We start from the raw sequence: 25,812 nt of genomic DNA, 5'->3' as shown, positions 1-25,812 counted from the left end.
CAACTCTTTCAATAGCCGGCTGATCGATTCTCATGGTGTACCTACATCAAGGGCCTGCATCGCCGTGCCTCGGAACCCTGCGTACTGATCCAGAAGCCCCAGTGTCGCTAGTTCGATCCGATCGGAAGCTGTCAGGCCTTCATCATGGAAATCATCCGGAGGTTTCTCCATTCCATGCGCAATCAGATCCGATAGGTACACCGCTAGCGAACAGTCCAGCCCCATATGATGGATACGGCTGGGGTGATGGTGATGTGCGATTGCCTCGATGGCGATGCTAGGGATACCCCACAAGCCGAGAAGGTAAGCGCCTATTTCAGCATGCGAAGTTCCAAAAATCGCTTCCTCAGCTTCAACCTGTGAGCAATTTTTCTGCTCAATCTCATCCAGCGCCAGAGCGAACTGGTCCGGCATCGCACTTGCCAGCGCAAGAATTCCTGCGTCGTGAAGCAATGCGGCGATCATGGTTACTTCGCGGATCTCCCGCGTCACCGGAAGTGTGCCGGCGATGACAGCTGTGTGCTGGGAGTTTCTCTGCATCTTCTCCCAATACGAGGTGGGTATTCTTGCGCTTGGAACAAAGGTCCGAAACGTCTCCGTTTGCAGGGCGAGCGTCTTGATCACGTTCATGCCCAGGTACCCGACAGCCTGTGCAATGCTGCTGGCGCCGGACGATAACCCGAAGAACCCGCAGTTGGCGACTTGAAGAATCTTCGTCGACATACCCACGTCTTGCTCAACGATCTTCGCAATCGTTGAAATGGAAGAACACTCGTCGTTGATCGCATTGCTCAGCGCCAGATAGGTTGCAGAGAGAGTCGGCAGCTCGCCGAGCGTTCCGATCACTCGTCTCAGTGCAGGTTGCGAGATCACTTCTTGGAGCGTACATACTCGGTCGATCGTCTCCTTGAGCTCTGCCGGTTCGCACGGCTTCCCCAGCACCCGATAAGCGACTGGCACAGCCTTTGCGGCCAGTGCAGCGTCGGAGTAACCAGAGAGAACAATTCGCGCAGTCCCCGGATAGCGGTCTCGAATCTCACTCAACAGTTGAGCACCATCCATGCCCGGCATCCGAAGATCCGACACGACCACGTCGAATGCACGTTCGCTGCATGCTTGAAGTGCCGCCTCCCCGCTGGCAACAAACTCCATCTCCCATTCGTCCCGCGACGATCGCAGCATGCGGCGAATTCCATTGAGCACGTTCTCTTCATCGTCGACAAAAAGTATCCTTTTCATGCCGCAACCTGTGCCTGAAGCGCAGGCTGCACTGCATCGCAAGGCAGCCGGATGATGAAGGTCGTGCCCAGGCCGATCTCCGTTTCGATATCAATGGAGCCCTGGTGCTTGTCCACTACCACCGAACGTGCAATGGCCAAGCCTTGACCTGTGCCCTTGCCAATCTCCTTGGTGGTAAAGAAGGGGTCGAAGATGCGTGTGCGAATCGCCTCGGGGATACCGCCGCCGTTATCCTGAATTCGAATCTCTACGCTTTCACCAAGGCTACGGGTCTGGATGGAGATCAATCCCTTCGCGACATCACCCGCGTCGATGGCATCGGCAATTGCGTGGACAGCGTTGACAATCAGGTTTACGATCACCTGGTTGAACGCGCCTGGCAGGCAGCTCACCAGGGGCAGACCGGCTTCCAGGCTTAGCCGCATCTCTGCGAGGTACTTCCATTCATTGCGCGTTACAGTGACCGTGTTCTCAATCGCCCGGTTGAGATCGAATGGAACCTTTTCGCCCGTGCCCGGATGCGAAAACTCCTTCATGGCGCCGACCAGACCCGCCACTCGCGATACCCCTTCCAGCGTCTGCGTGAACGCCTTCGGTATCTCCTCGAGAATGTATTCCACGTCAGCTTCCTGTACGGCAGCGGAGACTTTCCGCAGCAGTTCAGGTTCCAGCGTCTGGTCGCAAGCCCGCGCCAGCAACTCGGCGTAGGTTCCATTGAGCGCCACCAGAGAATCAAAGGAGTCCCGAAGAAACCGGACATTGTCCCCAATGTATTGGACGGGGGTGTTGATCTCGTGAGCGATTCCAGCGGCGAGCTGCCCCACCGACTCCAGCTTCTGAGCCTGTAACAGCTGCTCCCTCAGGTTCCGGCGCTCGGTAATGTCCTCAAACATTCCGCTATAGCCGACAATCGTCAGCCCGTCATATTTGGCTCGCACACTGGACGAGATCCAGATCCTCCCGCCGTCTCTCCGAAGGACCTCTAATTCAAACGCCTTGACGTAGCCATCCCTGTTGATCATCTTCAAAAACTCGCCATGGATCTGTTGCGAAACTGCCGAAGCCCATAGCGAACCGGTCACAAGGGAATACATCTCCTCCGGACTTGCATATCCCAGGAATTGGGCCATGGTCGAGTTCACCTGGATCAGGAAACCATCTGCACGCAGACTGAAGATTCCGACCGGCGCTTCGTCGTATATGCTGCGGTACTTCTGCTCCGCTGCCCTGAGCGCGGTCTCGCTCCTCTTTAGCTCGCTGATATCTCGTCCCACCCCCGCGATCCCGGTAATCTTTCCCTTCCCGTCTCGCAGCGGCACCTTCGTTGTCAGCAGGAAAACGGAACAGCCGTTCCCATCGGGGGGCAGTTCTTCATGCTCAGTCAGCGCCTCGCCGCAGGACATCACCCGAAGCTCAGATTCGCGAAATTTGGCAGCGAGCTCAAAGGGGTAAAAGTCAAAGTCATTCTTTCCGATCAGGAATCGAGGGTGCGGAAACCCGACCCGCCTGGCATGTTCAAGATTGCTAAGAACGAACCGCCCTTCGAGATCCTTGACATACATTAAGTCCGGAATGTGGTCGATGAGCGCCCGCAGCATCTTGCGTTCGCCCTCAAGTGCCTTGTCTTGAGCAGAGATGTGGCGATCAACGAAGGACGTCATCATAGCGAATCCCAGGATCAATCCCGTAATCCCAAAGATCCCGAAGTTGGCTAGATTGGAAATATCGATGGAATACGAGTAGTCGATCGGTTCGGCCGTCATTCGAAAACTAACCGCCGCCATTCCCATGTAGTGCATCACCGGGATGGAAAGTCCAAGAATCAACGCCACCAGCAACTTGGGCCACTTGCCATGGTTCCACCTGCGCATACGGAAGAGCAGTGTCAAGCCAACGGAAGCGATGAGCATCGCCACAATGATGGAAGCGATCAGCATCTCAAAGTGATAAACCGGCATGGCTTCCATACGCATCGCAGCCATGCCGATGTAATGCATCGCCGCAATGCCCGCGCCCATCGTCACGCTGCCGAAGAGCAGGTCCCGCCAGCCCATGCGTCGCCTGCTCACCACGGAAAGCGCGACCAACGACGCCAGCACTGCTGCCAGCAGCGAAAGTGCAACGATTGGCAGGTGATAGCGAACAGGGATTGGTAGCTGGAAGGCGAGCATCCCGGTGTAATGCATACACCAGATGCCGCTTCCCATCGCAATGGCGCCACCAATCAGCCATCCCCGCCGCACCGGGCCGTTGCTGGCCGTCACTCGTTCCACCAACGCGATCGCAGTGTACGACGTGAGGATCGCGACCCCAAAGGACAGCGCAACAAGCCAGTAGTTATATGTGCCCGACATCATCTGATTCATCGCAAACCGTCTCAACGAAAGCTGGAAATTCTCTTCCGTTCAGGTTTTATCGGCAGGCCGCGCAATCTCACTATGCTTGAGGGGGTTTTATTGATCGGACGAGGCTTCGGCGTGTCAGAGTGATGCAGAACGCAGCGCACGCCGTCTCGCTGGCAGAAACGGATGAATCAGCAGTTGATAGGCCGCGCCCCCCACCACACCGCCAAGCAACGGCCCAATGATTGGAATCCACCAATAATTGTCCGGGGAAGGCAGCGCCGACGACCCCCATCCCGCAAAGTAGCAGAATAGCCGAGGCCCAAAGTCCCGTGCCGGATTAATCGCCCAGGCCTCCAGGTACCCCATCGACGCGCCGATCACCGCCACGATTAGCCCAATAATTACCGCGCCAAAATTCGCGCCCGGCGCTTGCTCGTTATATTGCTCCGTGACCGCGAAGATGCCGAAGATTAAAAACGCCGTGAGAATAATCTCATCCAGCAGAGCGTGCATCGCCGTGACGGCCAATCCAGGATGCGTGAAGAACACTCCAGCCGCGCCACCACCCGCTCGAGTCAGCCCGTGGACAAGATTGAAGTGATTCAGGACAGGCACAAACAACACGTAGACCACCCCAGCGCCCAGAAACCCTCCCAGCGTCTGCGCCAGGCAATAGGGCACAACCTTCTTCCACGAAAACTTCCGGTACAACGCCAGCGCCAGCGTCACCGCAGGATTCGCATGGCAGCCACTCACCGAGCCCGTGGCGTAGATCGCAATCGTCACAGCCAGTCCCCACACCACGCAAAGTCCCCAATACGCATTCTGATAGGGACTCGGATCATAAAGCACATACATCGCAGCCACCGAATCCCCAAACGCAATAATGATGAACACGGCGACAGCTTCCGATATCAGCTCCCCCATCGATTCGTAAAGCGGCGACTCCATAGCATCGAACTCCCTCAGGCAGCTCCCTTTATACAGGGTCAATCCCGGCGTCTGCCCTTTCACACTCGTCGAACAGACCCGTGCTACTCTTTCCTCCTCTGGAGGATCCATGAGCGAAGCCAACAAGCAACTCGTCCACCGGTGGTTCGACGAGGTATGGAATCAGGGCAACCCCGCCACCATCGATGAACTCCTGCTCCCCAACGGCAAAGCTCACGGCTTCCCCGAACCCTCCGCCATCCTCACAGGCCCATCCGAGTTCAAAGAAGCTCACTCCCTCTTCAAGGAAGCCTTCACGAACATCTCCGTAGAAGTCAACGAGATCATCGCCGACGGAGATCATGTAGCCGCTCGCTGGACCGCCACCATCACTCATACCGGTCAGGCGCTGGGATTTCCCCCCACCGGCCGCACCTCAAGTTTCTCCGGCACAAGCTTCCTGCACCTCGCAAACGGAAAGATCGCCGAGGCCTGGAACCACATGGACTTCACCCGCGTCGTCCTGGAACTTCAGGCCGCCTCCGTGACCACCAAACGCTGAATGCCTGCGAATCGCTAAAGCCGCTCCTCGTAGTCGCATCCCTCTCTGGTGCAAGCGCATGCGGGCGGCTGAATTAACCTAAGCAAATCTCCCACGGATCACTCTCGGCCAAGTAAAGTATTCCTATCCCCGAGGACCCCATGATCCAACTCTCCCAGCTCCAGCGCGTCACCGCATCATTAGTTCTCTTGTTCTCCAGCGCCACTGCCCTCGCGCAAACGCCGGCCACGTCACCAGCCGCGCCGCCACCGCCTCCACATCTCGTCGGCTCCATCGCGGGTCATCCCGGCTGGCCCGTCGCCAAGCCCGCGGACGTCAGCAGCCCCGAGGCGATACTCAACGCCGTCTACAGCGTGATCTCCGGTCCCCAGGGCCAGCCCCGCGATTGGGACCGCATGCGCTCGCTCTTCATACCTGACGCCCGCCTCATCCCCACGGTGCCCGCCGCCGGCCACGCCGACGCCGTCGTTCTCACCATCGACGGCTACATCGCCCGCGCCAGCGCCCGCATGGCCACCATGGGCTTCTACGAAAAATCCGTCCACAACGAGACCGAGCAATACGGCAACATCGTCCAGGTCTGGAGCACCTACGAGTCCCGCCACGCCCCCACCGACGCCACACCCTTCGTCCGCGGCATCAACAGCTTCCAACTCCTCAAGGACGGCGACCGCTACTGGATCGTCAACATCTTCTGGGATGCAGAAACGCCAGACCACCCAATCCCAGCCCAGTACCTACCCACGACCCCACACTGATCCCCGCGCAGCCCGCATCACGCAGCATGAGTTTGCCTCGCGCCAGCGCAACCGTGCACAAGTCTGGCTTGAAGGGGCACGACTTCAGTCGTGCCGAAAAAGCCACAGGATCCATTCTTGTTTCGAAGGGGCATGACTTCAGTCGTGCTAAAAAAGCCGCAGGATCCATAAGGGCTTTAGCCCCTGAGGGAAGGCTTTGGACGTATCCGGAGCGTCCCTAAACAGCCTTACGCTGGAAGGTCGTCTTCTTCGTGTTCGCGAACGAACTCTTCGCCTTCACCGCGGCCGTCGACGCGCCCGACGTCACCTTAGCATCCGTCTTCACCGCCGCCGCCTTCTCGCGCATCGCCTGCAGCTTCTGCGCCTTCCGGCTCAGTCCGCCTACCTTCACACCGCCTGCCTTGGGAAGAAAATCACTCATCCTGAAATCCTCTCACGTTCAGCGCTCTCCCGCACCTCCCACATCACCCTCCAGTGTGGATCGGCAAGACAACCTCCACGGAGACACTGCTCGCACCCCGGGGCAATTTTGAAAGCCGCCCGCCACCCATCAAGACAATCGTTTGACTAAAGCGCAAATGCAGTGGAATACTTCCGGCCTAGGTCGACTATGACGAAATGGTTCGCGATACTCCTGCTAGGAATCTCCTCCACGCTCCCCTCCGCGCTGGTCGCCCAATCCAAGTTCATTCACACCGACGGCCGCAACCTCGTCGCCCCTGATGGCACCACCCTTCACCTCAAAGGCACGAGCCTCGGCAATTGGTTGGAGCAGGAAGGCTACATGTTCCATCTCGACGACGGCCCCCAGTCTCCCCGCGAGATTGAAGACCTCGTCAACCAGCTCATTGGTCCCGAAGAGGCCGTCCAATTCTGGAATCAGTACCGCGATACCTACATCACCGAAGCCGACATTAAGTTTCTCCACGACACCGGCCTCAACTCCATCCGCATCCCCTTCCACTACAAGTTCTTCATCCCCGGCAACGACGAAGGCTTTCGCCTCATGGACCGCGTCATCGCCTGGGCCGCGAAATACCACATGGTCGTCATCCTCGACATGCACTGCGCGCCCGGTGGCCAGACCGGCGCCAATATCGACGACAGCTGGGGCTATCCCTGGCTCTACGAGTCAGCCGCCGACCAGCAATTGACCATCGACATCTGGAAGCGCATCGCCCAGCACTATCGCAACAACCCAACCGTTCTCGGCTACGATCTTCTCAACGAACCCATCCCGCACTTCCCGCAGCTGCAGCAGTACAACAAGGCGTTGGAGCCGGTCTACAAACGAATCACCGCGGGCATCCGCCAAGTCGACCCCCACCACGTCATCATCCTCGGCGGCGCCCAGTGGGATACCAACTTCGCTGTCTTCGGCCCTCCCTTCGACAAGAACGTGATGTACACCTTCCACAAATACTGGATGCCTCCCAACCAGGCCGCCATCCAGCCATACCTCGACTTCCGCGAAAAATACAACGTCCCCATCTGGCTCGGCGAGTCCGGTGAAAACACGGACGCATGGATCCATGATTTCGTGACAGTCCTTAATACGAACGATATCGGCTGGGCCTTCTGGACCTACAAGCGCATGGATGCCACCGCCAGCTTCGTCTCCTTTCCCAAGCCCATCTATTGGGACGAAATCATCGCGTACGCAAAGCTCAACCGCTCCACCGGCAACACGGAAAAACTTCTGCCCGTGCGCCCCTCAGTCGAACACTCGCGCGCAGCGTTTCAAGACCTGCTGCAACAGATCAATTTTCAGCACTCCCACGTAAACGCTGGATACCTGTCGGCTCTAAACCTCACCGTGCCTCAACCTTGAGCGCGCCGGAAACCTCCGGTCAAAATTTGCCGCATCGAAGGACAAGATCTGCATGCGTACGCTAGCTCTCAGCTTCAGCGTCGCTCTTCTCACGCTGGCTGGATGCAGCGCAGGCAGCGGCTCCGGCGGTGGCACGACGCCTCCTCCTCCCCCACCGGTCGCCGCCTCTCCATCCTTCTCCCCCACCCCCGGCATCTTCACCACCGGCCAATCCGTCACGCTCGCGGACGCCACCACCGGCGCCACCATCCACTACACCACCGACGGATCGACACCAACCTCCTCATCGACGGCTTACACCGCCCCAATTCCATTCACAGCCGACATGACCATCACCGCAATCGCAGCGGCAACCGGCTATTCCAACAGCCCCTCCACCCAAGGCATCTACAAGATAGCCGGCCCCGCCGTATCCATCGTGCAGAGCACCCATGACCTCACCCAACTCATGGCCGCTCAAACCGCGACGCTCTTCACCGACACCACCGCTGGCACCAACAACGTCATCGTCGATGAGTCGCAAACCTACCAAACCATCGAAGGCTTCGGCGCCGCCTTCACCGATTCTGCCGCCTACCTCTTAGAGCAAGTCGAGCCTTCGTCCTCCCAGGCCAGCACGCTAAGCGACCTCTTCACCCGCAACGGCAACGGCATCGGCCTAAGCTTCATGCGCGTCCCCATCGGCGCAACCGACATCGCCCGCTCGCTATATTCCTTCGACGACAATAACGGCACCGTGGACCCGACCCTGGCAAACTTCTCCATCGCCCACGATCAAACCTACATCCTTCCCTTGATCCAGCAGGCGAAGATCCTCAACCCGCAGATGAAGCTGTTAGCCAGCCCCTGGAGCCTTCCCGGCTGGATGAAGTCCACCAACTCCATGAACTCCGGCACCCTCCTTCCCGCCGACTACACACCCTTCGCGAACTATCTCGTGAAGTATCTGCAAGCCTACAAAGCAGCAGGCATCACCTACGACTACCTCTCCATCCAGAACGAACCCCTGAATCAAACCACCGCCTACCCAAGCATGTACATGGACGCTCCCACTCAGCTCACCGTCATGAGAGATTACGTCCTCCCCGCATTGACGAGCGCCAACCTAACCACCAAGCTCTTCGTCTACGACCACAACTGGGACACGCCTTCCTATCCCGAGACAGTCCTCACCGATCCAACCATCATGGCCTCTCCGCTAATAGCCGGAACCGCATGGCATGGATACGCAGGCACACCTGGAGCGCAGCAGACAGTTCAGAACACGTTCCCAACTCTCGGCACCTGGGAGACGGAACACTCCGGCGGCACGTGGCAGACAGACCAGTTCACCACCGACTTCCTCGAGATCACCCAGGTCATGCGCAACGCCGCAAAATCTTTCGTGAAGTGGAGCCTCGCTCTCGACCAAACCCTCGGCCCGAACCTTACCGAACTGAACAACGGCCTAGGCGGCTGCGCAACCTGCACTCCCATCGTGACGGTCAACAGCACCACCGGCGCGGTCACCAAGGACGTCGAGTTCTACACCCTCGGCCACTACAGCAAATACGTTCAGCAAGGCGCCACGCGAATCTATTCCAGTAACACTCCCTCCATCGTCACCGTAGCCTTTCTCAACCCCGATAGCTCCAAAGCGCTCATAGCCTTCAACAACTCGACCACCAGTCAGACACTCACCATCCAGTGGGGAACCCAATCGTTCTCCTACACGCTTCCATCGCTCGCAGCGGCGACTTTCACGTGGAGCGGTACCCAGACTGGCGCGCCAACCACTCCAGCCACCTGGCAGATTCAAGCCTCCAGCTACTCGCAGGAATCCGGTCTAGAAACCGAGACAACCGGAGACACGACCGGCGGCTACGATCTCGGTTACGTCAGCCCGAACGCCTATGCCCTCTACAAGAGCATCAACTTCGGCACCTCTGTCAGCACGGTCAGCATTCGCACCGCGAGCGCCGGCCAGGGTGGCACCCTGCAATTTCATCTGGACTCCGTAACCGGCCCTCAGATCGCCACGGCAACTCTCCCCATCACGGGCGGCTGGCAAACCTGGCAGACGGTGACTGCACCCGTAACCGGCGCCTCCGGATTGCACGATCTCTACATCACCTTCCAAGGCACCACCGCGGGAATCTCCAACATTAACTGGTTCCAATTCAACTAGATGCCAGCCCTGATCCTTACAAATCGGCCTCCCGGACGCCCAAACTCCTATCGCTTGGTACCCGGCCACTCGCATCATGACTTGCTTGAGCAATACGCGTCCTGCCGTCCGCTTGGTTGTCACGTTTGCATCCCGGTCGCCAACGCCAGAATCACCACCCGCCATAGTCCGAACGATGGAGCCGTTTATCAACCTCGAGAATGGGCATTAACCCCACTATTCAGACCTTAAGTGCATAAAGTACTTGACAACCTACGGAGCGGTGGCTCATTATGATCCGCGATTCCAATCAGCTGAAAGACAAACGTTTGTCTCGATCCGATTCAATGTTGGAACATGTATCACTTATGAACTTTGGAGGCACTATGAAGTCAAGTTGGTCAATATTCAGGGTTGTGGCTATTGCCATGGCCGGAATTCTGGGATTAGGCAGCGCCTACGCACAAAGTACGAACGCCGGCGACATCCGCGGCCTCGTCACCGATCCATCCGGCGCCCTGATTCCCGGAGCCACAGTCACCGTGTTGAACCTCGACACAGGCGTCGCCAAGGACTACCCCACCAACAACGACGGCTTGTACGACACCAACTCGGTCGTCGCCGGAAGCTACAAGCTCACCTTCACGAAGACCGGGTTTGAGACCTACGTGCGTGGACCCATCACCGTCCTGGTTGGCACCACCGATGTCAACGCCCAACTGAAAATCGGCGCATCGAGCGTCGAGGTAACCGTCAACACTGACGTACCTCTCCTCAACACCGAGGATGGTTCACATTCCGCAACTCTCGAAGCGCATGACATGGAGCAAATGCCCAACGTCGGCGGATCCAACGGTCCCGACTGGCAGAACTTCATGATCCTCCTTCCCGGCGCCACCGGCACCTACACCGGAACAAACACCAACCAGTCCAACGCCTTTAACCCTGGACAGGAAGTGTCCACCAACGGCAACCTGCCCTTCACCAACGTGCTCGCGGATGGTGCCTCTACCACGCTCCCGAGCAGCCAGAACGCCAACCCCGCCGCCTTTGAAGACGTATCGGAAGTTCAGGTCAGTCTCTCTTCCTTCTCCGCGCAGTATGGCGTAGGCGGACTCATCATGAACCAGATCACAAGAGCGGCACCGACAAGTTCCACGGCGTTCTGTACGAGTACTTCCAGAACACATCGCTGAACGCGGCCAACTACGGTTTTGGTAACAAAGAGTCCGTGCCCTACCTCAACTACGACGACTTCGGCGGAACGTTCAGCGGTCCTATCCCATTCTTTGGGCTGAAGCACAAGGCGTTCTTCTTCTTCGGCTACGACCAGATTCACAATAACGCCGTCAGTGCCGGCTACCAGACCGTGCCAACTGCTCCAATTATGGCTGGCGATTTCAGCGGTAACATCGCAGCCAACCCAACAGCTCCGTACCTGATTTACGATCCCACGACGCAAGTCATTATGACGGATTCGGCAGGCCATCCATACCCCGTTCGTCAGAGCTTCCTCAGTGAGTATGGAACCAACGCCATTCCCGCGGGCATGATCGATACGGTCTCGAATAACTTTCAGCAGTTTTATCCAACACCTGAAAACCACATCCCCTACGGTAACTTCGTATCGAACGCAACCGTCAATAGCGCCGGCGTTCTCACCAACAACTTCTACTCGCAATATCCAGTGCCCCGGCCATGGAAGAGGTATTTCGGACGGTTGGATTATGCGATCACTCAAAACAACCGCCTGACGTTATCTGATACGCAAGGCGACGAACTTGAAAATGGCGCTTCTCCTGTAGCCTTCTGCCCGGTCGGTTGCCAGATCGGTGACGTAGATAACAACAATGCACAGGTTACCGATGTTTGGAATATCAGCTCGCGCACCGTCAACGAAGCCAGAATGGGTTTTACATCTCAGCTCAACTTCTTCCAGGACGCTGGTACTGGCTTGGGCTATCCCGCCAAGCTTGGCTGGCAGTTCGCCAAAGCCGACATTCTTCCCACGGTCCAATTCCAACGCAATTATCCCTATGCCTGGATTGAGCCAGCCACCAACGCTGAATACAAGGAAATGGTCTTCGATCCTTCCGACGTCGTGACCATGATTCGCGGCAAGCACGTCCTCCACTTCGGTGGTGAGTTTGCCTTCTACCGCGACGACACGACTACCTGGGGAAACATCAACGCTGGAACCTTGGTGTTCGACGGTTCTTATACCGAGAATTGGACACTCAACGATTCAGGCGTCGCCTCCTCCAACAGCAAGTCGGGCGAAGAGTATGCTGACTTCCTCCTCGGCTACGCTCGGAACTGGAGTGCCAGTGTCTCTCCTGAATACGGCGTGCGTTTGAAGAAGCCCCAGATGTTTGTTCAGGATGATTGGAAGATCAAGCAGAACCTGACCATCAATCTCGGCCTCCGTTACGAAATTAGTCATGGTTTCAACGAGGTCAAGGGCAATATCGCCACATTCGACCCAACCGTTACCAACCCGGCAACCGGCACCCTGGGCGCCTATTGGTATGGAGAAACCAAAGCCAACGGCCGAAGCTCTCTGCAGGCCAACGTATTTAGCACGGTCATGCCGAGAGTCGGCTTCTCCTGGCTTGTCCATCCCAACACCACCGTCCGCGGCGGTTTCGGAATCTACTCCTATAACTGGAGTACGGATAACTACGGCAGCGGCTTGGGAGCTTCTGTCTCGTCCTCTGGTAGCTACAACGACCAGTCGAACGGAATCTATCCAACCACCAAGTTCGATGGGCCCGGAACCCTCTTCCCGCTAGGCGGCGGAACACCAGGCCCGCTCCCGTACTCAGCGGCTTCCCAGGACCCAACCAGGTTCAATGGGCAAACCGTAAGCTTCAACGACTACCACACTCCCATCCCGAAGATCTATCAGTGGAACTTCGGCATGGAATGGCAGTTGAGTACCAACACTGTAGCGACCATGAGCTATGTGGGCAGCCACGGCCTCAACCTTACCTTCCCCACCAACATCAACGCAGTACCTCTAAACCAGCTGTCATCCAGCGACACCTCGGGCTGCGGTACCGGATCGACCGTCAACTGCGCCGTGCCCTATCCGATTTATCAGCAGATCAACGGAAACCTCTATCAGGCGATCTCCAACTACAATTCGCTGCAGACCACCATCACCAAGCGCCTGCAACACGGGTTCAGCTTCAGCGCCAACTACACCTGGTCCCACTTCCTTGATGATCAGGATTCCTCTGGTTGGGGAACGCATGCCGGCCCCACGCCCTATCAATACGCAAGCACTCTGACGGCTAATAATGCCAGTAAGAATTATGGAAATTCCAACTTCGATGTCCGCAACTCCTTCAAGGGATTTGTGGTCTATCAACTTCCTTTCGGCAAGGGCAAGCCATTCCTGAATAAGAACTGGTTCGAAGATATCCTCGTTGGCGGTTGGCAGGTTTCCGGCACGGTCATCGTAGCGTCAGGAAATCCGTTCCAGGTCTACGCCACAGACAACACCTACCAGAATGCGGGCTCACAATATCCCAGCTGGTCCGGCGTCAGCCCACGGCCCGCCCATAGAGGTATTGCGGAGTGGTACAACCCAGCCGCCTTCATCAACCCCGGAAACGGAAACTTCGGCAACTCGGGTAGAAACCAGTTGGTCGGCCCCGGATTCAACACCGAGAATATCTCGGCCCTCAAGCAGTTCCACCTGCCCTGGGATCGGATGGCTTTCTCGATTCGCTGCGATGCACAAAACGTATTCAACCATCCCAGCTTTAGCCCCCCACAGGGTCAGCTAGCTGGAGACAGCGGTCCGGGCACCGAGTACACCACCACCAGCAATGGCGGAAACCAGATCACCGGAATCCAGATTGGTGGAAGAGCGCTGCAGCTAGGGGCTCGCCTCTCGTTCTAGCGTGAACTAATCATCACTACCTCCGGAGACGGCGAGTACCTTCGCCGTCTCTTTCTTTTTCTCAGCCGAGCTGATTCGCTTGACTCTCGATATCATCTGGACAGTATGTACCCAAAGTTAAGAAGTCTCTCCGCGGGATTGGTTCTGCTCATGTTCGCGGCGGTTTGCTTCTCGCAAGCGACGCCCAACCAGCAGGAGCTTTCATCCCACCTCCAAAAGGTGCAGACCTATCTGCATCAGAATCGCCCGGACCTTGCCATCCCGGAACTGCAGGCCGCGCTGGCCATCGACCCTTCCAATCTCGAAGTCCGCGCCAACCTCGGAGTCCTTCTCTTCTTCCAGGGCAAGTATGATCAGGCGCTCCCACTCCTGAAGGCAGTCGTCGCAGCCAATCCCAATCTCTGGAAGATTCAGTCGCTACTAGGCATCGCTGAGCGTAAGACCGGCGACGACCACCAGGGGCGCATCGATCTCGAGACCGCCTTGCCCCACATCGACGAGACCAAGCTCAAGATCGATGTCGGCCTGCAGCTAATCGAGAGCTACACCGCCACCGGAGAGCTCGATAAAGCATCGACTCTCATCGCCCAGCTCCTCGCCCTCAAGCCAACCGATCCAGAGCTTCTTTACGCGTCGTATCAAATTCATTCCAACATGATGGCAGAGGACCTGCTCAGTCTTTCGCTCGCAGCTCCAAACTCCGCGCAGCTTCATCAGGCCATCGCGCACGAGCTCCAGCGCACCCACGACCTCGAGGGCACGATCAGAAATCTCCGCCAGGCCCTCGCGCTCGATCCCAATCTTCCCGGCATCCACTTTGAATTAGCCGAAGCCCTCCACGCATCCGATGATCAGCGCCTCCACACCGAGGCGGTCGAGCAATACAAGCTCGCCGTCCAAACCAATCCCACCGACGCCAAAGCGGCAACTCGTCTCGGCGATATCGAAGTGGAAATGGGCAACCTGGACGCCGGCGAAAAAGACTACCAGCAAGCGCTCAAACTGCAACCGAACTCTCCGGACGCTAAAATTGGTATGGCCAACGTCCTCACCGAGCGCGGAAACCCAGCAGCCGCGGCCCCACTGCTCGAACAAGTAATTGCCGCCGATCCTTCCAACTACCTCGCGCACTTTCGCCTGAGCACGGTCTATCGCAAACTACATCGTCCAGAAGACGTCAAGCGCGAGCTCGACGCCTACACTAAGTACAAAGACATGCACGAAAAGTTGACAAGCATCTACAAGACCCTCGATTCTCCCGACAAGACTCCGGGGAAATAACGTGCGGCCGTTGCGTCACTCAGCATTCGTCATCATCGGAGGCTTGTTCCTCAGCATCCTCACCTGCGCCTCTGCGATAGCGCAAACCCACACCACCCCGCACGCGCCCACGCCCGCTACCCAGTCCATCGGCGTCCCGCAACTCGTCGACATCACCGCATCCACCCACATCCAGTTCGAGCACCTCTCCAGCTCTGACCAGAAATACATCGTCGAATCCATGAGTGGAGGAGTGGCCCTCATCGACTACGACAGCGACGGCTACCCCGACATCTACTTCACCAATGCGCCCAGCGTCGCCATGGCTCTCGCCAACAAAAAAGCCCGCAGCGCCCTCTATCACAACAACCACGACGGCACCTTCACCGACGTCACCGACCACGCCGGCGTCGGCTATCCCTGCTGGGCTATGGGCGCAGCCGTCGGCGACTTCAACAACGACGGCCGCCCCGACCTCATCGTCAGTTGTTTCGGCGGCGTAGTCCTCTATCGCAACAACGGAGACGGCTCTTTCACCGACGTCACCAAATCCTCCGGCCTCTCGATCGACAACGGCTGGGCCACCGGCGCCGTCTTCGGCGATTACGACGCCGACGGCAACACCGACCTCTTCGTCCCCCACTACGTCGACTTCAACATGAATGACCTCCCACAATTCGGTTCGCAGGTCACCTGCCAGTATCATCATGTCTCCGTTCAGTGCGGTCCGCGCGGCCTCAAAGGTTCGCCCGACTCCCTCTACCGCAACAACGGCGACGGCACCTTCAGCGACGTCTCCAAATCCTCCGGCGTAGACGACCCCAACAACTTCTTCGGCCTCGGCGCCGTGTGGTCCGATTTCGCCAACGACGGCAAGCTGGATCTCTTCGTAGCCAACGATGGCGAACCCAACTACCTCTACCGCAACGATGGCAGCGGCCATTTCAAGGACATCGCCCTCAACAGCGGTGTAGCCGTAAGCGACGAAGGAGTAGAGCAGGCAAACATGGGTATCGCCCTCGGAGACTACCTCAACGACGGCAAGCTGAGCATCGCGATCTCTCACTTCAGCGAAGAGTACGCCGTGCTCTACCGCAACGATGGCAATCTAAGCTTCACCGACGTCTCTCACCAAGCCGGCATCGCCCATCCCAGCGTCCCCTACGTTGGCTGGGGCGACGCCTTCGTCGATCTCAACAACTCCGGCTGGCAGGACCTCGTACTGGTCAACGGCCACGTCTACCCGCAAGTCGAAGACGCCAAGGCCGGCATCGCCTACCGCGAACCCAAACTCGTCTACATCAACCAGCACAACGGAACCTTCCGCGAGATGAGCGCCGCCACCGGCAAAGCCGTACTCATCCCGCAGGTGAGCCGAGGCCTAGCTGTAGGCGATCTCTTCCACCGAGGCGTCCTCGATCTCGTCATCGAAAATCTCGTCGGCGGCCCCATGATTCTCGAACCAAAGCCCAACCCATCCAATCACTGGGTAAGTTTCGCTCTCGAAGGCAGCCCCACCAATCGCCTAGCACTCAACGCGCGCATCCGCATCACCACCGGCACGCAGCAACAGCTCCAGGAGATTCGCAGCGGCGGCAGTTATCTTTCACAGAGCGACCTGCACCTGCACTTCGGCCTCGGCAACGCGCGCACCATCGACAAGGTCGAGGTAATCTGGCCGAACGGCAACACGCAGACCTTCACCAACCTCCAGCCCAACCATTTTTACTCACTCAAACAGAACGGCAATCTCGTCCTGTTAGACCCACCCACACCCGACCGACCACCGCACTAGGCAGTGTCAAACCAATCCAACTTTTTGCTTCCAGGCACTTCTTGCTTCTAGATATTTCTTTCCTTCTGGATACCCCGAGCCTTCAGGCTCGGGTCTCATAGCCCGTGCAAAGATCCGGGCTTTAGCCCTTGGGGTATGCCTTCTTATCCCAGGCCCTCCCATTCCGAACGCAAAGATAATGTCAGACTTCGCTTAGTCCTTCTTCGCGCTCTTTTCCCCACCCCGCGGCGCTCCACTCGACTCCCTCACCACCAGCTCCGGTTCCACCTCAATCGTCGCCGGCAGCGTTTCATGTGCCAGCCGTCGCAGCAACGCCGCCGCCGCCGTGCTGCCCATCAGCTTCAGCGGCTGCCGAATCGTCGTCAGGCTAGGCACGTGATACGAAGCGGACTGAATATCATCGAACCCCACAATCGAAACATCATCCGGCACGTGATACCCATAGTCGTGCAGCGCGCGAATACTCCCCATCGCCGAAATATCGTTGAAGCAAAGAATCGCCGTGAACTTCTGCTTACTCTCCAGCAGATCATGAATCCCCGGATAGCTAATCTCCGGAGACGTCGAGTCCATCGCCAGTTGAATCGTCAGGTGTTCATCGATCGCCAGCCCCAACTCCCGCGCCACCTTCATCGTCGCCGACCAGCGAAGCTCCGTATCGGTACTGACCGTCTGGCCCTTCATGAACACAATCTTCCGATGCCCCAGGTCGTATAAATGCCGCAGCGCCAGCCGCGCAGCGTGCGCATGATCCAGCACCACATTCGTCACATCCGGCAACGTCGAATGCCCCGCGATCAACACCGCCGGCAAGGGCAGGGGATTGGTGAGCTTCGTATCAATCGCCAGAATCCCATCCACTCCCCGCGCCTGCAGCAGCGCCGGATACTCAGTGATCAAGCTTTCCAGATGCCGATGATGAACGGTGAAATAAAAATATCCTTCCTCCATCAACAAGTCGCCGATCCCCGACAACACCTGCGAGTGATATCCCTCACCCAGCACCGGGAGCAGGATGCCAATACTGCGCATCGGCTTTCCCAGCAGCGATCGCGCAATCATATTCGGCTTGTAGTTGAACTCGATCGCCGCTGCTCGAATCCGCTCGCGAGTCGCCTCAGGAATCGAGCGCCCGGGCGTGTCGTTCAGCACAAACGATATAGTCGACGGACTTAAATTCAGGTGCGCCGCCAGATCCTTCAGGCTCACCCTGTGCAGGTGACTGCTCTTTGCTTTGGCTCTCGGATCGTTCGCTTGACCATCTCGCATAGGCGTCAAATTGCACTCCCATCAGAATAGCAACAGAAACACGCCATTCTTCCGCCCTCAGTACCCGGATGAATACGCTAACCGCACCCGCCCGTACTATCCTTGACGCTTATCGCAAACCCTTGGCCCTTCACTGTAGACACAAGAACAAACGTTTGTCTATGATGTCGGTACTCTATTGGTCGATACGTTGCACTCTCTCTGTGCAACGGTCTCTTGGTTTGATCCGGCGGATGGAATTTCTGATGGTTGGAGATCTGTAATGCGAGCACGCGCTATCCCATCCCTGTTAATGTTCTCCGCCGTTGCAATCGTCTCAATCGGGGCTGCTACGTATATCTCAGTTCCACGGAACGCCGTATCAGCGCATCAGGTCACCCAACCCCTCCCAATCCCTCCCTCCGATGCAGAAGCTCGCGCATTCGCCGACAAGCTCATCGCCAAGATGACTCTCGCCGAAAAGCTCGGCCAGATGACGCAGGTCCCGCTCAACAGCCCGCCCCCTCGCCCCGCCGATGAGCTCGCGCGCACCGGATCCGTTGGCTCCTTCCTCTTCATCACCGATGCAGCCGAGATCAATCGTCTCCAGCACGTAGCCGTCGAACAGAGTCGCCTCCACATTCCCCTCCTCTTCGGATACGACGTCATCCACGGCTTTCGCACTATCTACCCAGTCCCCATCGCCCTCGCCGCCAGTTGGGATCCTTCTGCAGCCGAACAAGCTCAATCCATGGCGGCTCGCGAGGCCCGCGCCACCGGCATCCAATGGGCCTTCGCTCCCATGGTCGACATCGCCCGCGACCCGCGCTGGGGCCGCATCATGGAAGGCGCCGGCGAAGATCCCTTCCTTGGCTCCCGCATGGCCGAAGCCCAGGTCAAAGGCTTTCAAGGCGCAACCCTCGGCGAGCCTGATCACATCATGGCGTGCGTCAAGCACTTCGCAGGCTACGGCGCTGCCTCCGGTGGCCGGGACTACGAAGAGTCCAACATCTCCGATGAGCAGCTTTGGAACGTCTACCTCCCGCCCTTCCACGCCGCCCTCGAAGCCGGCGCCGGCTCCATCATGAGCGCGTATATGGATCTCAACGGCGTGCCCGCCACCGGCAACCGCTTCCTGCTCCACGACGTCCTCCGCGACGATTGGAACTTCCACGGCATGGTCGTCAGCGACTGGGCAGCCGTCAAAAGCCTCACCACCCACGGCTTCTCGAAAGATGACACTGACGCGGCCGTTCGCGCCCTCAACGCCGGCGTCGACATGGAAATGTCCACCACCAACTTCCAGGACAAGCTTCCCGCAGCTCTCCACCAGGGCCTCGTCACCGAAGCCGCCATCAACAACGCTGTTCGCAACATCCTCATCGCCAAATACAAGCTCGGCCTCTTCAAGAATCCCTACAGCGACCCATCCAAAACCGCCTCGCTGATGGTCACCCCCGAGCAGCGCGCCACCGCACGCAAGATCGCCACGCAAACCGCCGTCCTCCTCCGCGATCAGGACAACCTCCTTCCCCTTAGTAGCAAGTACAAAACCATCGCCCTCATCGGCCCGCTCGCAGACTCCAAGCCCGACATCATGGGCTCCTGGTGCCTCGCCGGCCATCCCTCCGACTCCGTCACCGTACTCGAAGGCCTGCACAAGCGCTACGACGCAACCGCGAAAATCCTCTACACCAAGGGTGTAGAAATCGAACGCGAGCAGCCCTCCATCTTCGACGAACAATTCTCAAGCCCCAAGCCCACGATGACCACCGACGCCGAGCGCGACACCGAGTTCCATCACGCCCTCGACCTCATCAACCAGTCCGACGTAGCCATCCTCGTCCTCGGCGAACTCCAGAGCATGAGCGGTGAACGCGCCTCACGCTCCAGCCTCGACCTCCCAGGCAAGCAAGAGCAGCTACTCGAAGCCGCAGTAGCCACCGGCAAACCCATTGTCCTCGTCCTGCTCAACGCACGCCCCCTCAACATCACCTGGGCCTCCAAAAATGTTCCCGTCATCCTCGAAGCGTGGTATCCCGGCACCGAAGGTGGCAACGCCATCGCCGACCTCCTCTCCGGCGACGCCAATCCCGGCGGCAAGCTTCCCGTAGCCTGGCCGCTCACCATCGGCCAGATCCCGATCAACTACGGGCGCAACCTAACCCAGATCCCCGAAGCCCCCAACACCCGCTATTGGGACGGCTCCAGCGCGCCACTCTACCCCTTCGGCTACGGACTAAGCTACTCCACGTTCACGACCACCAACCTCCGCATCGCCGCCCCCACCGTTCACGCCGGCTCCACGCTCCAAGTCTCCGTCGACGTGCAAAACACGAGCAACCGCGCGGGCGATGAAGTCGTCGAGCTCTACACCCACCAGCGCGCCGGCAGCGCCTCTCGCCCCGTCCGCGAACTCAAAGGCTTCGTCCGCGTCTCACTCAAGCCCAACGAGACTCGCACCGTGACGATCGCGCTCAACACGAAAGATCTAGGCTTCTGGAGCCCTCAAACCCACCACTGGTCCATGGAACCCGGCACCTTCGACCTCTGGGCAGGCACCGACGAAACCGCCACCACCCACACCACCTTCGACCTCGTGCCCTAAGAATCTTCGGGCACGTCTTTGCCCGAGTTCTTGTTTTTCTTTCTGTCTTCCCTCTGAGAATCTGCTGTTTGCCGGCTTAGCCGCGGGTACACCCAATTGAAGGTGCACTCTGCCGAAGGGCACGGCTTCAGCCGTGCCATAAATACTGACTTTGCGTCACGGTTTTAGCCGCTGGGGTAATTCCTTCGGCATGTTCGAGTGACGCGATCCAAGCCCATCGCGCTACCGTACCGCTCGTCCTCCGCGACTGTTCTACCATCAAACAACAGCCCGACCTCGGGCCAAGAGAGCAGGGAATCGCAAATGGCATTTGTAAGCTTCAAAGCAGAAGGCCGCGCCACCTACGGTATCGCTCGTCCTGACGGCGTCTTCGATCTCGGCCGCCACATCGGCGCCGCCTTCCCCGACCTCCGCTCCTTCCTCACCGCCCAATCCCTCGGCCGCATCGCCTCTCTCCCCGAGCCCCTCACCACCGACTACGCCACCGGCCAGTTCACATACCTCCCCATCATCCCCAACCCCGCGAAGATTCTCTGCGTCGGCCTCAACTATCAAGATCACCTCGCCGAAACCGGCCGCCGCCCAGCCGACTACCCCACCCTCTTCACCCGTTTCGCCGACACCCTCACCGCCCACAACGCCCCCATGCTCCTCCCCGCCGTCTCCTCCGCCTTCGACTACGAAGGCGAGCTAGCCGTCATCATAGGCAAGCAAGGCTTCCACGTCCCCGAAGAGAAATCCCTCGACATCGTAGCCGGCTACTCCCTTTTCAACGACGGCTCCATCCGCGACTGGCAGCGCCACACCAACCAATTCACCCCCGGCAAAAACTTTCCCGCCACCGCCGGTTTCGGCCCCACCCTCGTGACCAAAGAAGAAGCCGGCCCACTCCCCGAAAAATCCATCCAGACCCACCTCAACGGCCAGCAAGTCCAGTCCGCCCATCTCGGCGACATGATCTTCTCCATCGCAAAAGTCATCGCCTACATCACCGCCTTCACCGCGCTCTCTCCCGGCGACGTCATCGCCACCGGCACTCCCGGCGGCGTAGGCTTCACCCGCGAACCGCCCCTCTTCATGCGCTCCGGCGACACCGTCACCGTCACCATCGAAGGCATCGGCACCCTCACCAACACCATCCAGTCAGCCCCCTGAAACCTGGCAACGAAGAACGAAGAACTGAGAACTGAGAACTGAGAACTAAGAACTAAGAACTAAGAACCAGCATCGCGTCGGTCGTTAACCACACATAAGAGAACACTTAAAGTATTCAGTCCACTATTGACTCTCTAGGTGACTCACCAAATTAATCACCCCGAACCACGCGTGATTCCTCCTGCGTTGACTACTATCAGGCTCTACCCATCACAGAGTTCGACTCATGGGTGTTGTCGTGGCGCCGATAAAGGTCCTGTACTCCCAACGCACGATCGCTGGGCAGGAAGTGGCGCCGCAGGAGGAATGCGAAGTCCAGATGACGAATCCTCACCCCCAGCCCGCAGATCCGAACCTCGTCCGCGGCCCCGAACTCAAGAAGTCGGCCACGCAGTCCACCGCCCAGCCAGACTCCCTCCTTATAGAAGAGATTCGTATCCTGCGCGAACGCGGCCTCACCGACGAGTGCATCCACGGCCTCTTCAGCGGCTTCAATATCGATGCCCGCCCCGAAGCCTCCGGTCAGCACTGGGCGCTTCCCATCAACGATCAGTTGATTCGTCTCATCTGGGGCAAAGCGCTTCCCACCCCAATCCACCTCGACTAACCTCACCGCGCCGGAACAACGCGCTTAGCGATCCGCCGGATGGCTTCTGTCATAGAACTCGCCATTTAGAAAATGATGCTGCTGCATGCTTATCGCGAGCACCAGAAACAGCACGGTGATACCGACCACCACCAGGAACTGCACATATTGCGGCCAGCGTGAGTTCGGCCCACTCGGCTTAGCCGGCTTCCGCGGCCCATTCAGCCGGTTCAGACTCACGGGCTCCTTCGAGCTTCGATCCTCTATCATTGCCGCTCTCCTCCTCTGCGTGCGCGGTGGAACTCTGGCCCCGGAATCGTATCACTCCTTGTATCAGGTCGGCTCTCCCGTGGCGAGGACAAACACTCTCCTCGCGTTCCGAAGCTGATTCCTGAATCGGATTCGCAGGCCTCCCGTCCCTCCCCGGCTGTCCCAACACGGCACAACGAATGGAATCGCCTCATCCCGCCGATAAGTCCTCCACGGATGTTGCCGGCGCCTGATTCCTTCTCCCCCGTCACCATCCGTGGCTCACAAACCCGGAGGAGATCACCATGTCTGCCAACAACAAAACGTACACCATCGACCAGATCGCCCTCGCTGCCCGCGAGCTCCGCGAAGCCGCCGGCGCCGATCCCGAGCGCTACACCAGTGCCGAAGTCGCCTCCCTCCTCTCAGGTGAGATCGAGATCCTTCGCCATCGCGGCTTTACCGACGAGCGCATCACCGGCCTCATCAGCGCCTTCGACATCGACATCAAGCCTCGCCAGATCGAGCGCCGCAGCCGAACCCCCGCCAACCTAATCCGCCGCCTGCTCTGGGGCCGCCTCAATCGCGCCCGTACCCACCCCGGCCAGCTGCAGACGGAGTAGCTCCGTCCTTCGCAAGATCCCGTCATCTCGACCGAAGGCCCCAGGCCGTAGCGGAGAGACCCCTGTATTGGCCTTTGCTTTTGCTGTCAGCTTTAGCTGGAAGCTGAAAGCGCGGATGCCCATCTTCGGCGCGTACTATACGCCTAAGATGGGCTGCGACTGCCGCTTAGAATCCCTTCAGACAGCACACGTATACTCAATCGCATCATGACCTCTGCCCGCCGCCTCTCCCTGCTCCTCTCCGCCGCCGCCCTCGCCACTACACTCGCCTCCGCCCAGACCACCGGCCCCTACAAGATCCTCAACATCGCCAAAATCGGCGGCGACGGTGGCTGGGACTACCTCACCGCCGACGCCACCAGCCGCCAGCTCTACATCGCCCGCTCCGGCCCTACTGGCAACCTCCACGTCTATAACCTCGACACCCTCGCCCCCATCGGCGAAGTCCCCACCGGCACCGCCCACGGCGCAGCCGTCGATCCCGCCACCCACCACGGCTTCGCCACCAGCAATCCCGTCACCATGTTCGACACGCAAACCCTCAAGGTCATCAAGACCATCAACACCGGCGGCCGCCCCGACGGCTTCCTCAACGACCCCGCCACCCACCACGTCTACATCCTCTCCCACGTCACTCCCAACGTCACCGTCCTCGACGCCGCCACCGGCGACATCGTCAAGGCCTTCGACGTAGGCGGCGCCGTCGAGCAGTCCGTCGTCGACAACCACGGCCACCTCTTCATCGACCTCGAAGACAAAGACGCCATCGCCGTAGTCGACACCGCCACCCTCACCGTCACCGGCAAGTACGACATCTCTTCCGTCAGCGGCGGTTGCGCCGGCCTCGCCATCGATGCCGTCCACGACGTCCTCTTCGCCTCCTGCAGCGACAAGAAAAACATGGTCATCCTCAACGCCACCGACGGCAAAATCATAACCGTCCTCCCCACCGGCGAAGGTTCCGACGGTGCCGCCTTCAACCCCGACACCATGGAGGCCTTCAGCACCCAGGGTGAAGGCACGCTCGCCGTCATCAAGAGTCGAGTGACCAACCGCAGCGAGCCCACCGCAACCGACTTCTACGTAGAACAAAACCTCAAAACCCAACCCCGCGCCCGCACCTTAACCCTCGACCTCAAGACCGGCCACATCATCACCGCCACCGCCGACTTCGGCCCCGCCCCTGCCGCCCAACCCGGCCAGCGAGTCCGCCCACCCATGATCCCCAACACCTTCCGCATCCTCGTCATCGGCAAATAATCGGCCTGCCACCAACCCCCGCGATTCCGCATCTCAACCGTGCATACGCCGATCCCAAGCCGCGTATGCACGGTCACCTTTAAGGAGATGCATCATGGAGCGCAGAGACTTCCTCAAGACCGCCGCCGCCGGCATGGCCGCCACCACCACCTCCATCGCCCAGACTCCGGCCATCACGAGCTCCGCCTCCGGCTCCCGCCCACAATCCCCCGACATGATCTACCGGCAACTCGGCACCACCGGCGAAACCGTCTCCGCCATCGGCCTCGGCGGCTTCCACCTCGGCAAGCAAGCTGACGCCAACGACAGCATCAAGATCATCCACACCGCCATCGAACACGGCATCACGTTCATGGACAACTCTTGGGACTACAACGACGGCATCTCCGAAGTCCGCATGGGCCATGCTCTCGACAACGGCTACCGCCAAAAAGTCTTCCTCATGACCAAGCTCGACGGCCGCACCCTCACCGAATACAACAAGCAGCTCGAGCAATCCCTCGGCCGCCTCCACACCGACGTCATCGACCTCGTCCAGTTCCACGAAGTCATCCGCATGGAAGACCCCGACCGCATCTTCGCAGACGACGGCGCCATCCACGCCGCCATCGCCGCACGCAAAGCCGGAAAGATCCGCTACATCGGTTTCACCGGCCACAAAGATCCCGCCGTCCACCTCCGCATGCTCGAAGTCGCCAAGGCCCACGACTTCCACTTCGACACCATCCAAATGCCCGTCAACGTAATGGACGCCCACTTCCGTTCCTTCACGAATCAAGTCATCCCCGTAGCCAAACAGCAGGGAATTGGCGTCCTCGCGATGAAGACCTTCGGCGACCACTTCATCCTCGAAAGCAAAACAGTCGAGCCCATCGAAGCCCTCCACTACGGCCTCTCCCAACCCGTCTCGGTAGTGATCACCGGCTGCGACTCGCTCCCCATCCTCGGCCAGGCCCTACAAGCGGCGCGCACCTTCAAACCCCTCACCGAAGCGCAAACAAAATCCATCCTCGACCGCACCCAACAAGCCGCCCTAACCGGCAAATTCGAGCTCTTCAAAACCACCCCCCACTTCGACAGCACCGCCGCCAACCCCAAATGGCTCGGCTAAAGTAGCGCCGCTATTCCCACCTAAACTCCGTCATCCTGAGCGAAGCGCAGCGTAGCCGAAGGACCCGCCACCCATCCGACCCCCCACAACCCCTGCACCTTCCAACCACGCGAAGCCTCCGCTTCCGCGCAGAATCGGGTGCCCCCCTTCATGACGGTCTAATCGTCATGAGTGGATATCGCCCGACGAGCGCGAC

The 25,812-nt window shown here is 58.9% G+C and carries 20 protein-coding genes; 14 read left to right on the top strand and 6 right to left on the bottom strand.

The genetic code is table 11. The annotated features are described in order from the left end of the window. Positions 1–30 precede the first annotated feature (30 nt). The 3 genes from GSQ80_RS12490 to GSQ80_RS12480 all read right to left on the bottom strand — a co-directional run bounded on the left by GSQ80_RS12490 (position 31) and on the right by GSQ80_RS12480 (position 4,535). Positions 31–1,239 carry an HDOD domain-containing protein gene (locus GSQ80_RS12490; protein ID WP_158787942.1) on the bottom strand — a complete coding sequence of 403 codons (1,209 nt, stop codon included), beginning with the start codon at positions 1,237–1,239 and terminating at the stop codon, positions 31–33. Further along, complete coding sequence (locus tag GSQ80_RS12485) at positions 1,236–3,605, bottom strand: MHYT domain-containing protein (protein WP_158787941.1); 2,370 nt, start codon at positions 3,603–3,605, stop codon at positions 1,236–1,238. Before GSQ80_RS12485 ends, GSQ80_RS12490 begins: the two co-directional genes overlap by 4 nt. 114 nt (positions 3,606–3,719) lie before the next feature. Beyond that, positions 3,720–4,535, bottom strand: coding sequence for an MIP/aquaporin family protein (locus GSQ80_RS12480; protein WP_254059611.1), 816 nt, complete (start codon positions 4,533–4,535; stop codon positions 3,720–3,722). 109 nt (positions 4,536–4,644) lie between these two features. Between GSQ80_RS12480 and GSQ80_RS12475 the strand changes: the two genes are divergently transcribed. Beyond that, positions 4,645–5,076: an ester cyclase gene (locus GSQ80_RS12475; RefSeq protein WP_158787940.1), complete on the top strand. Its 432-nt coding sequence runs from the start codon at positions 4,645–4,647 to the stop codon at positions 5,074–5,076. Between the two features lie 140 nt (positions 5,077–5,216). Continuing rightward, a complete protein-coding gene (locus GSQ80_RS12470) occupies positions 5,217–5,834 on the top strand; it encodes a nuclear transport factor 2 family protein (protein ID WP_158787939.1) in 618 nt (205 codons plus the stop codon). A gap of 217 nt (positions 5,835–6,051) precedes the next feature. Here GSQ80_RS12470 and GSQ80_RS12465 read toward each other — a convergent pair whose 3' ends face one another. After that, complete coding sequence (locus GSQ80_RS12465; protein WP_158787938.1) at positions 6,052–6,255, bottom strand: hypothetical protein; 204 nt, start codon at positions 6,253–6,255, stop codon at positions 6,052–6,054. Positions 6,256–6,444: 189 nt separating this feature from the next. Here GSQ80_RS12465 and GSQ80_RS12460 point away from each other — a divergent pair, with 189 nt between their 5' ends. The 6 genes from GSQ80_RS12460 to GSQ80_RS12440 all read left to right on the top strand — a co-directional run bounded on the left by GSQ80_RS12460 (position 6,445) and on the right by GSQ80_RS12440 (position 16,776). Further along, positions 6,445–7,665, top strand: coding sequence for a glycoside hydrolase family 5 protein (locus tag GSQ80_RS12460; RefSeq protein WP_158787937.1), 1,221 nt, complete (start codon positions 6,445–6,447; stop codon positions 7,663–7,665). A 52-nt stretch (positions 7,666–7,717) separates the two neighbouring features. Further along, the gene (locus tag GSQ80_RS12455) at positions 7,718–9,832 is read left to right on the top strand and encodes a carbohydrate-binding protein (RefSeq protein ID WP_158787936.1); all 2,115 of its coding nucleotides are present in this window, start codon (positions 7,718–7,720) and stop codon (positions 9,830–9,832) included. Positions 9,833–10,197: 365 nt separating this feature from the next. Next, positions 10,198–11,007 (top strand): carboxypeptidase-like regulatory domain-containing protein, encoded by an 810-nt coding sequence (locus GSQ80_RS23375; protein ID WP_254059610.1) that lies wholly within the window; start codon positions 10,198–10,200, stop codon positions 11,005–11,007. A 35-nt stretch (positions 11,008–11,042) separates the two neighbouring features. After that, a complete protein-coding gene (locus GSQ80_RS12450) occupies positions 11,043–13,721 on the top strand; it encodes a carboxypeptidase regulatory-like domain-containing protein (protein WP_254059609.1) in 2,679 nt (892 codons plus the stop codon). Positions 13,722–13,826: 105 nt separating this feature from the next. Further along, complete coding sequence (locus GSQ80_RS12445) at positions 13,827–15,002, top strand: lipopolysaccharide assembly protein LapB (protein ID WP_158787935.1); 1,176 nt, start codon at positions 13,827–13,829, stop codon at positions 15,000–15,002. Position 15,003: 1 nt separating this feature from the next. Further along, positions 15,004–16,776, top strand: coding sequence for a CRTAC1 family protein (locus tag GSQ80_RS12440; protein ID WP_254059608.1), 1,773 nt, complete (start codon positions 15,004–15,006; stop codon positions 16,774–16,776). 192 nt (positions 16,777–16,968) lie between these two features. Here the strand turns inward: GSQ80_RS12440 and GSQ80_RS12435 are convergent, their stop codons facing one another. Beyond that, positions 16,969–17,985 carry a LacI family DNA-binding transcriptional regulator gene (locus GSQ80_RS12435; RefSeq protein ID WP_254059607.1) on the bottom strand — a complete coding sequence of 339 codons (1,017 nt, stop codon included), beginning with the start codon at positions 17,983–17,985 and terminating at the stop codon, positions 16,969–16,971. Positions 17,986–18,307: 322 nt separating this feature from the next. On the opposite strand from GSQ80_RS12435, the gene bglX reads away from it, so the two are divergent. The 3 genes from bglX (at position 18,308) to GSQ80_RS12420 (ending at position 22,394) form a co-directional block, all read left to right on the top strand. After that, complete coding sequence (bglX, locus tag GSQ80_RS12430; RefSeq protein WP_254059606.1) at positions 18,308–20,632, top strand: beta-glucosidase BglX; 2,325 nt, start codon at positions 18,308–18,310, stop codon at positions 20,630–20,632. A gap of 303 nt (positions 20,633–20,935) precedes the next feature. Further along, positions 20,936–21,787, top strand: a complete 852-nt coding sequence (locus GSQ80_RS12425; protein ID WP_158787933.1) for a fumarylacetoacetate hydrolase family protein — start codon at positions 20,936–20,938, stop codon at positions 21,785–21,787. Between the two features lie 226 nt (positions 21,788–22,013). Continuing rightward, positions 22,014–22,394, top strand: coding sequence for a hypothetical protein (locus GSQ80_RS12420; RefSeq protein ID WP_158787932.1), 381 nt, complete (start codon positions 22,014–22,016; stop codon positions 22,392–22,394). 24 nt (positions 22,395–22,418) lie between these two features. Here GSQ80_RS12420 and GSQ80_RS12415 read toward each other — a convergent pair whose 3' ends face one another. Beyond that, the gene (locus GSQ80_RS12415; protein WP_158787931.1) at positions 22,419–22,643 is read right to left on the bottom strand and encodes a hypothetical protein; all 225 of its coding nucleotides are present in this window, start codon (positions 22,641–22,643) and stop codon (positions 22,419–22,421) included. 284 nt (positions 22,644–22,927) lie between these two features. Between GSQ80_RS12415 and GSQ80_RS12410 the strand changes: the two genes are divergently transcribed. The 3 genes from GSQ80_RS12410 to GSQ80_RS12400 all read left to right on the top strand — a co-directional run bounded on the left by GSQ80_RS12410 (position 22,928) and on the right by GSQ80_RS12400 (position 25,616). After that, positions 22,928–23,245 carry a hypothetical protein gene (locus GSQ80_RS12410; RefSeq protein ID WP_158787930.1) on the top strand — a complete coding sequence of 106 codons (318 nt, stop codon included), beginning with the start codon at positions 22,928–22,930 and terminating at the stop codon, positions 23,243–23,245. Positions 23,246–23,452: 207 nt separating this feature from the next. Then, the gene (locus GSQ80_RS12405; RefSeq protein ID WP_158787929.1) at positions 23,453–24,505 is read left to right on the top strand and encodes a YncE family protein; all 1,053 of its coding nucleotides are present in this window, start codon (positions 23,453–23,455) and stop codon (positions 24,503–24,505) included. Between the two features lie 94 nt (positions 24,506–24,599). Next, positions 24,600–25,616, top strand: a complete 1,017-nt coding sequence (locus GSQ80_RS12400; RefSeq protein WP_158787928.1) for an aldo/keto reductase — start codon at positions 24,600–24,602, stop codon at positions 25,614–25,616. Positions 25,617–25,812 lie beyond the last annotated feature (196 nt).

Origin of the sequence: Granulicella sp. L46 (assembly GCF_009765785.1) — a bacterium.
In the GTDB taxonomy this organism is placed as follows: Bacteria; Acidobacteriota; Terriglobia; order Terriglobales; family Acidobacteriaceae; genus Granulicella.
Note: the sequence above shows the minus strand (reverse complement) of the source record. Positions and strands in the feature narration are given on the sequence as shown.

Excerpts from the sequence above, each read along its gene's own strand:
- GSQ80_RS12490 (WP_158787942.1), bottom strand. The coding sequence starts at position 1,239 with ATGAAAAGGATACTTTTTGTCGACGATGAAGAGAACGTGCTCAATGGA.
- GSQ80_RS12485 (WP_158787941.1), bottom strand. The coding sequence starts at position 3,605 with ATGAATCAGATGATGTCGGGCACATATAACTACTGGCTTGTTGCGCTG.
- GSQ80_RS12480 (WP_254059611.1), bottom strand. The coding sequence starts at position 4,535 with ATGGAGTCGCCGCTTTACGAATCGATGGGGGAGCTGATATCGGAAGCT.
- GSQ80_RS12475 (WP_158787940.1), top strand. The coding sequence starts at position 4,645 with ATGAGCGAAGCCAACAAGCAACTCGTCCACCGGTGGTTCGACGAGGTA.
- GSQ80_RS12470 (WP_158787939.1), top strand. The coding sequence starts at position 5,217 with ATGATCCAACTCTCCCAGCTCCAGCGCGTCACCGCATCATTAGTTCTC.
- GSQ80_RS12465 (WP_158787938.1), bottom strand. The coding sequence starts at position 6,255 with ATGAGTGATTTTCTTCCCAAGGCAGGCGGTGTGAAGGTAGGCGGACTG.
- GSQ80_RS12460 (WP_158787937.1), top strand. The coding sequence starts at position 6,445 with ATGACGAAATGGTTCGCGATACTCCTGCTAGGAATCTCCTCCACGCTC.
- GSQ80_RS12455 (WP_158787936.1), top strand. The coding sequence starts at position 7,718 with ATGCGTACGCTAGCTCTCAGCTTCAGCGTCGCTCTTCTCACGCTGGCT.
- GSQ80_RS23375 (WP_254059610.1), top strand. The coding sequence starts at position 10,198 with ATGAAGTCAAGTTGGTCAATATTCAGGGTTGTGGCTATTGCCATGGCC.
- GSQ80_RS12445 (WP_158787935.1), top strand. The coding sequence starts at position 13,827 with ATGTACCCAAAGTTAAGAAGTCTCTCCGCGGGATTGGTTCTGCTCATG.
- bglX (WP_254059606.1), top strand. The coding sequence starts at position 18,308 with ATGCGAGCACGCGCTATCCCATCCCTGTTAATGTTCTCCGCCGTTGCA.
- GSQ80_RS12425 (WP_158787933.1), top strand. The coding sequence starts at position 20,936 with ATGGCATTTGTAAGCTTCAAAGCAGAAGGCCGCGCCACCTACGGTATC.
- GSQ80_RS12420 (WP_158787932.1), top strand. The coding sequence starts at position 22,014 with ATGGGTGTTGTCGTGGCGCCGATAAAGGTCCTGTACTCCCAACGCACG.
- GSQ80_RS12415 (WP_158787931.1), bottom strand. The coding sequence starts at position 22,643 with ATGATAGAGGATCGAAGCTCGAAGGAGCCCGTGAGTCTGAACCGGCTG.
- GSQ80_RS12410 (WP_158787930.1), top strand. The coding sequence starts at position 22,928 with ATGTCTGCCAACAACAAAACGTACACCATCGACCAGATCGCCCTCGCT.
- GSQ80_RS12405 (WP_158787929.1), top strand. The coding sequence starts at position 23,453 with ATGACCTCTGCCCGCCGCCTCTCCCTGCTCCTCTCCGCCGCCGCCCTC.
- GSQ80_RS12400 (WP_158787928.1), top strand. The coding sequence starts at position 24,600 with ATGGAGCGCAGAGACTTCCTCAAGACCGCCGCCGCCGGCATGGCCGCC.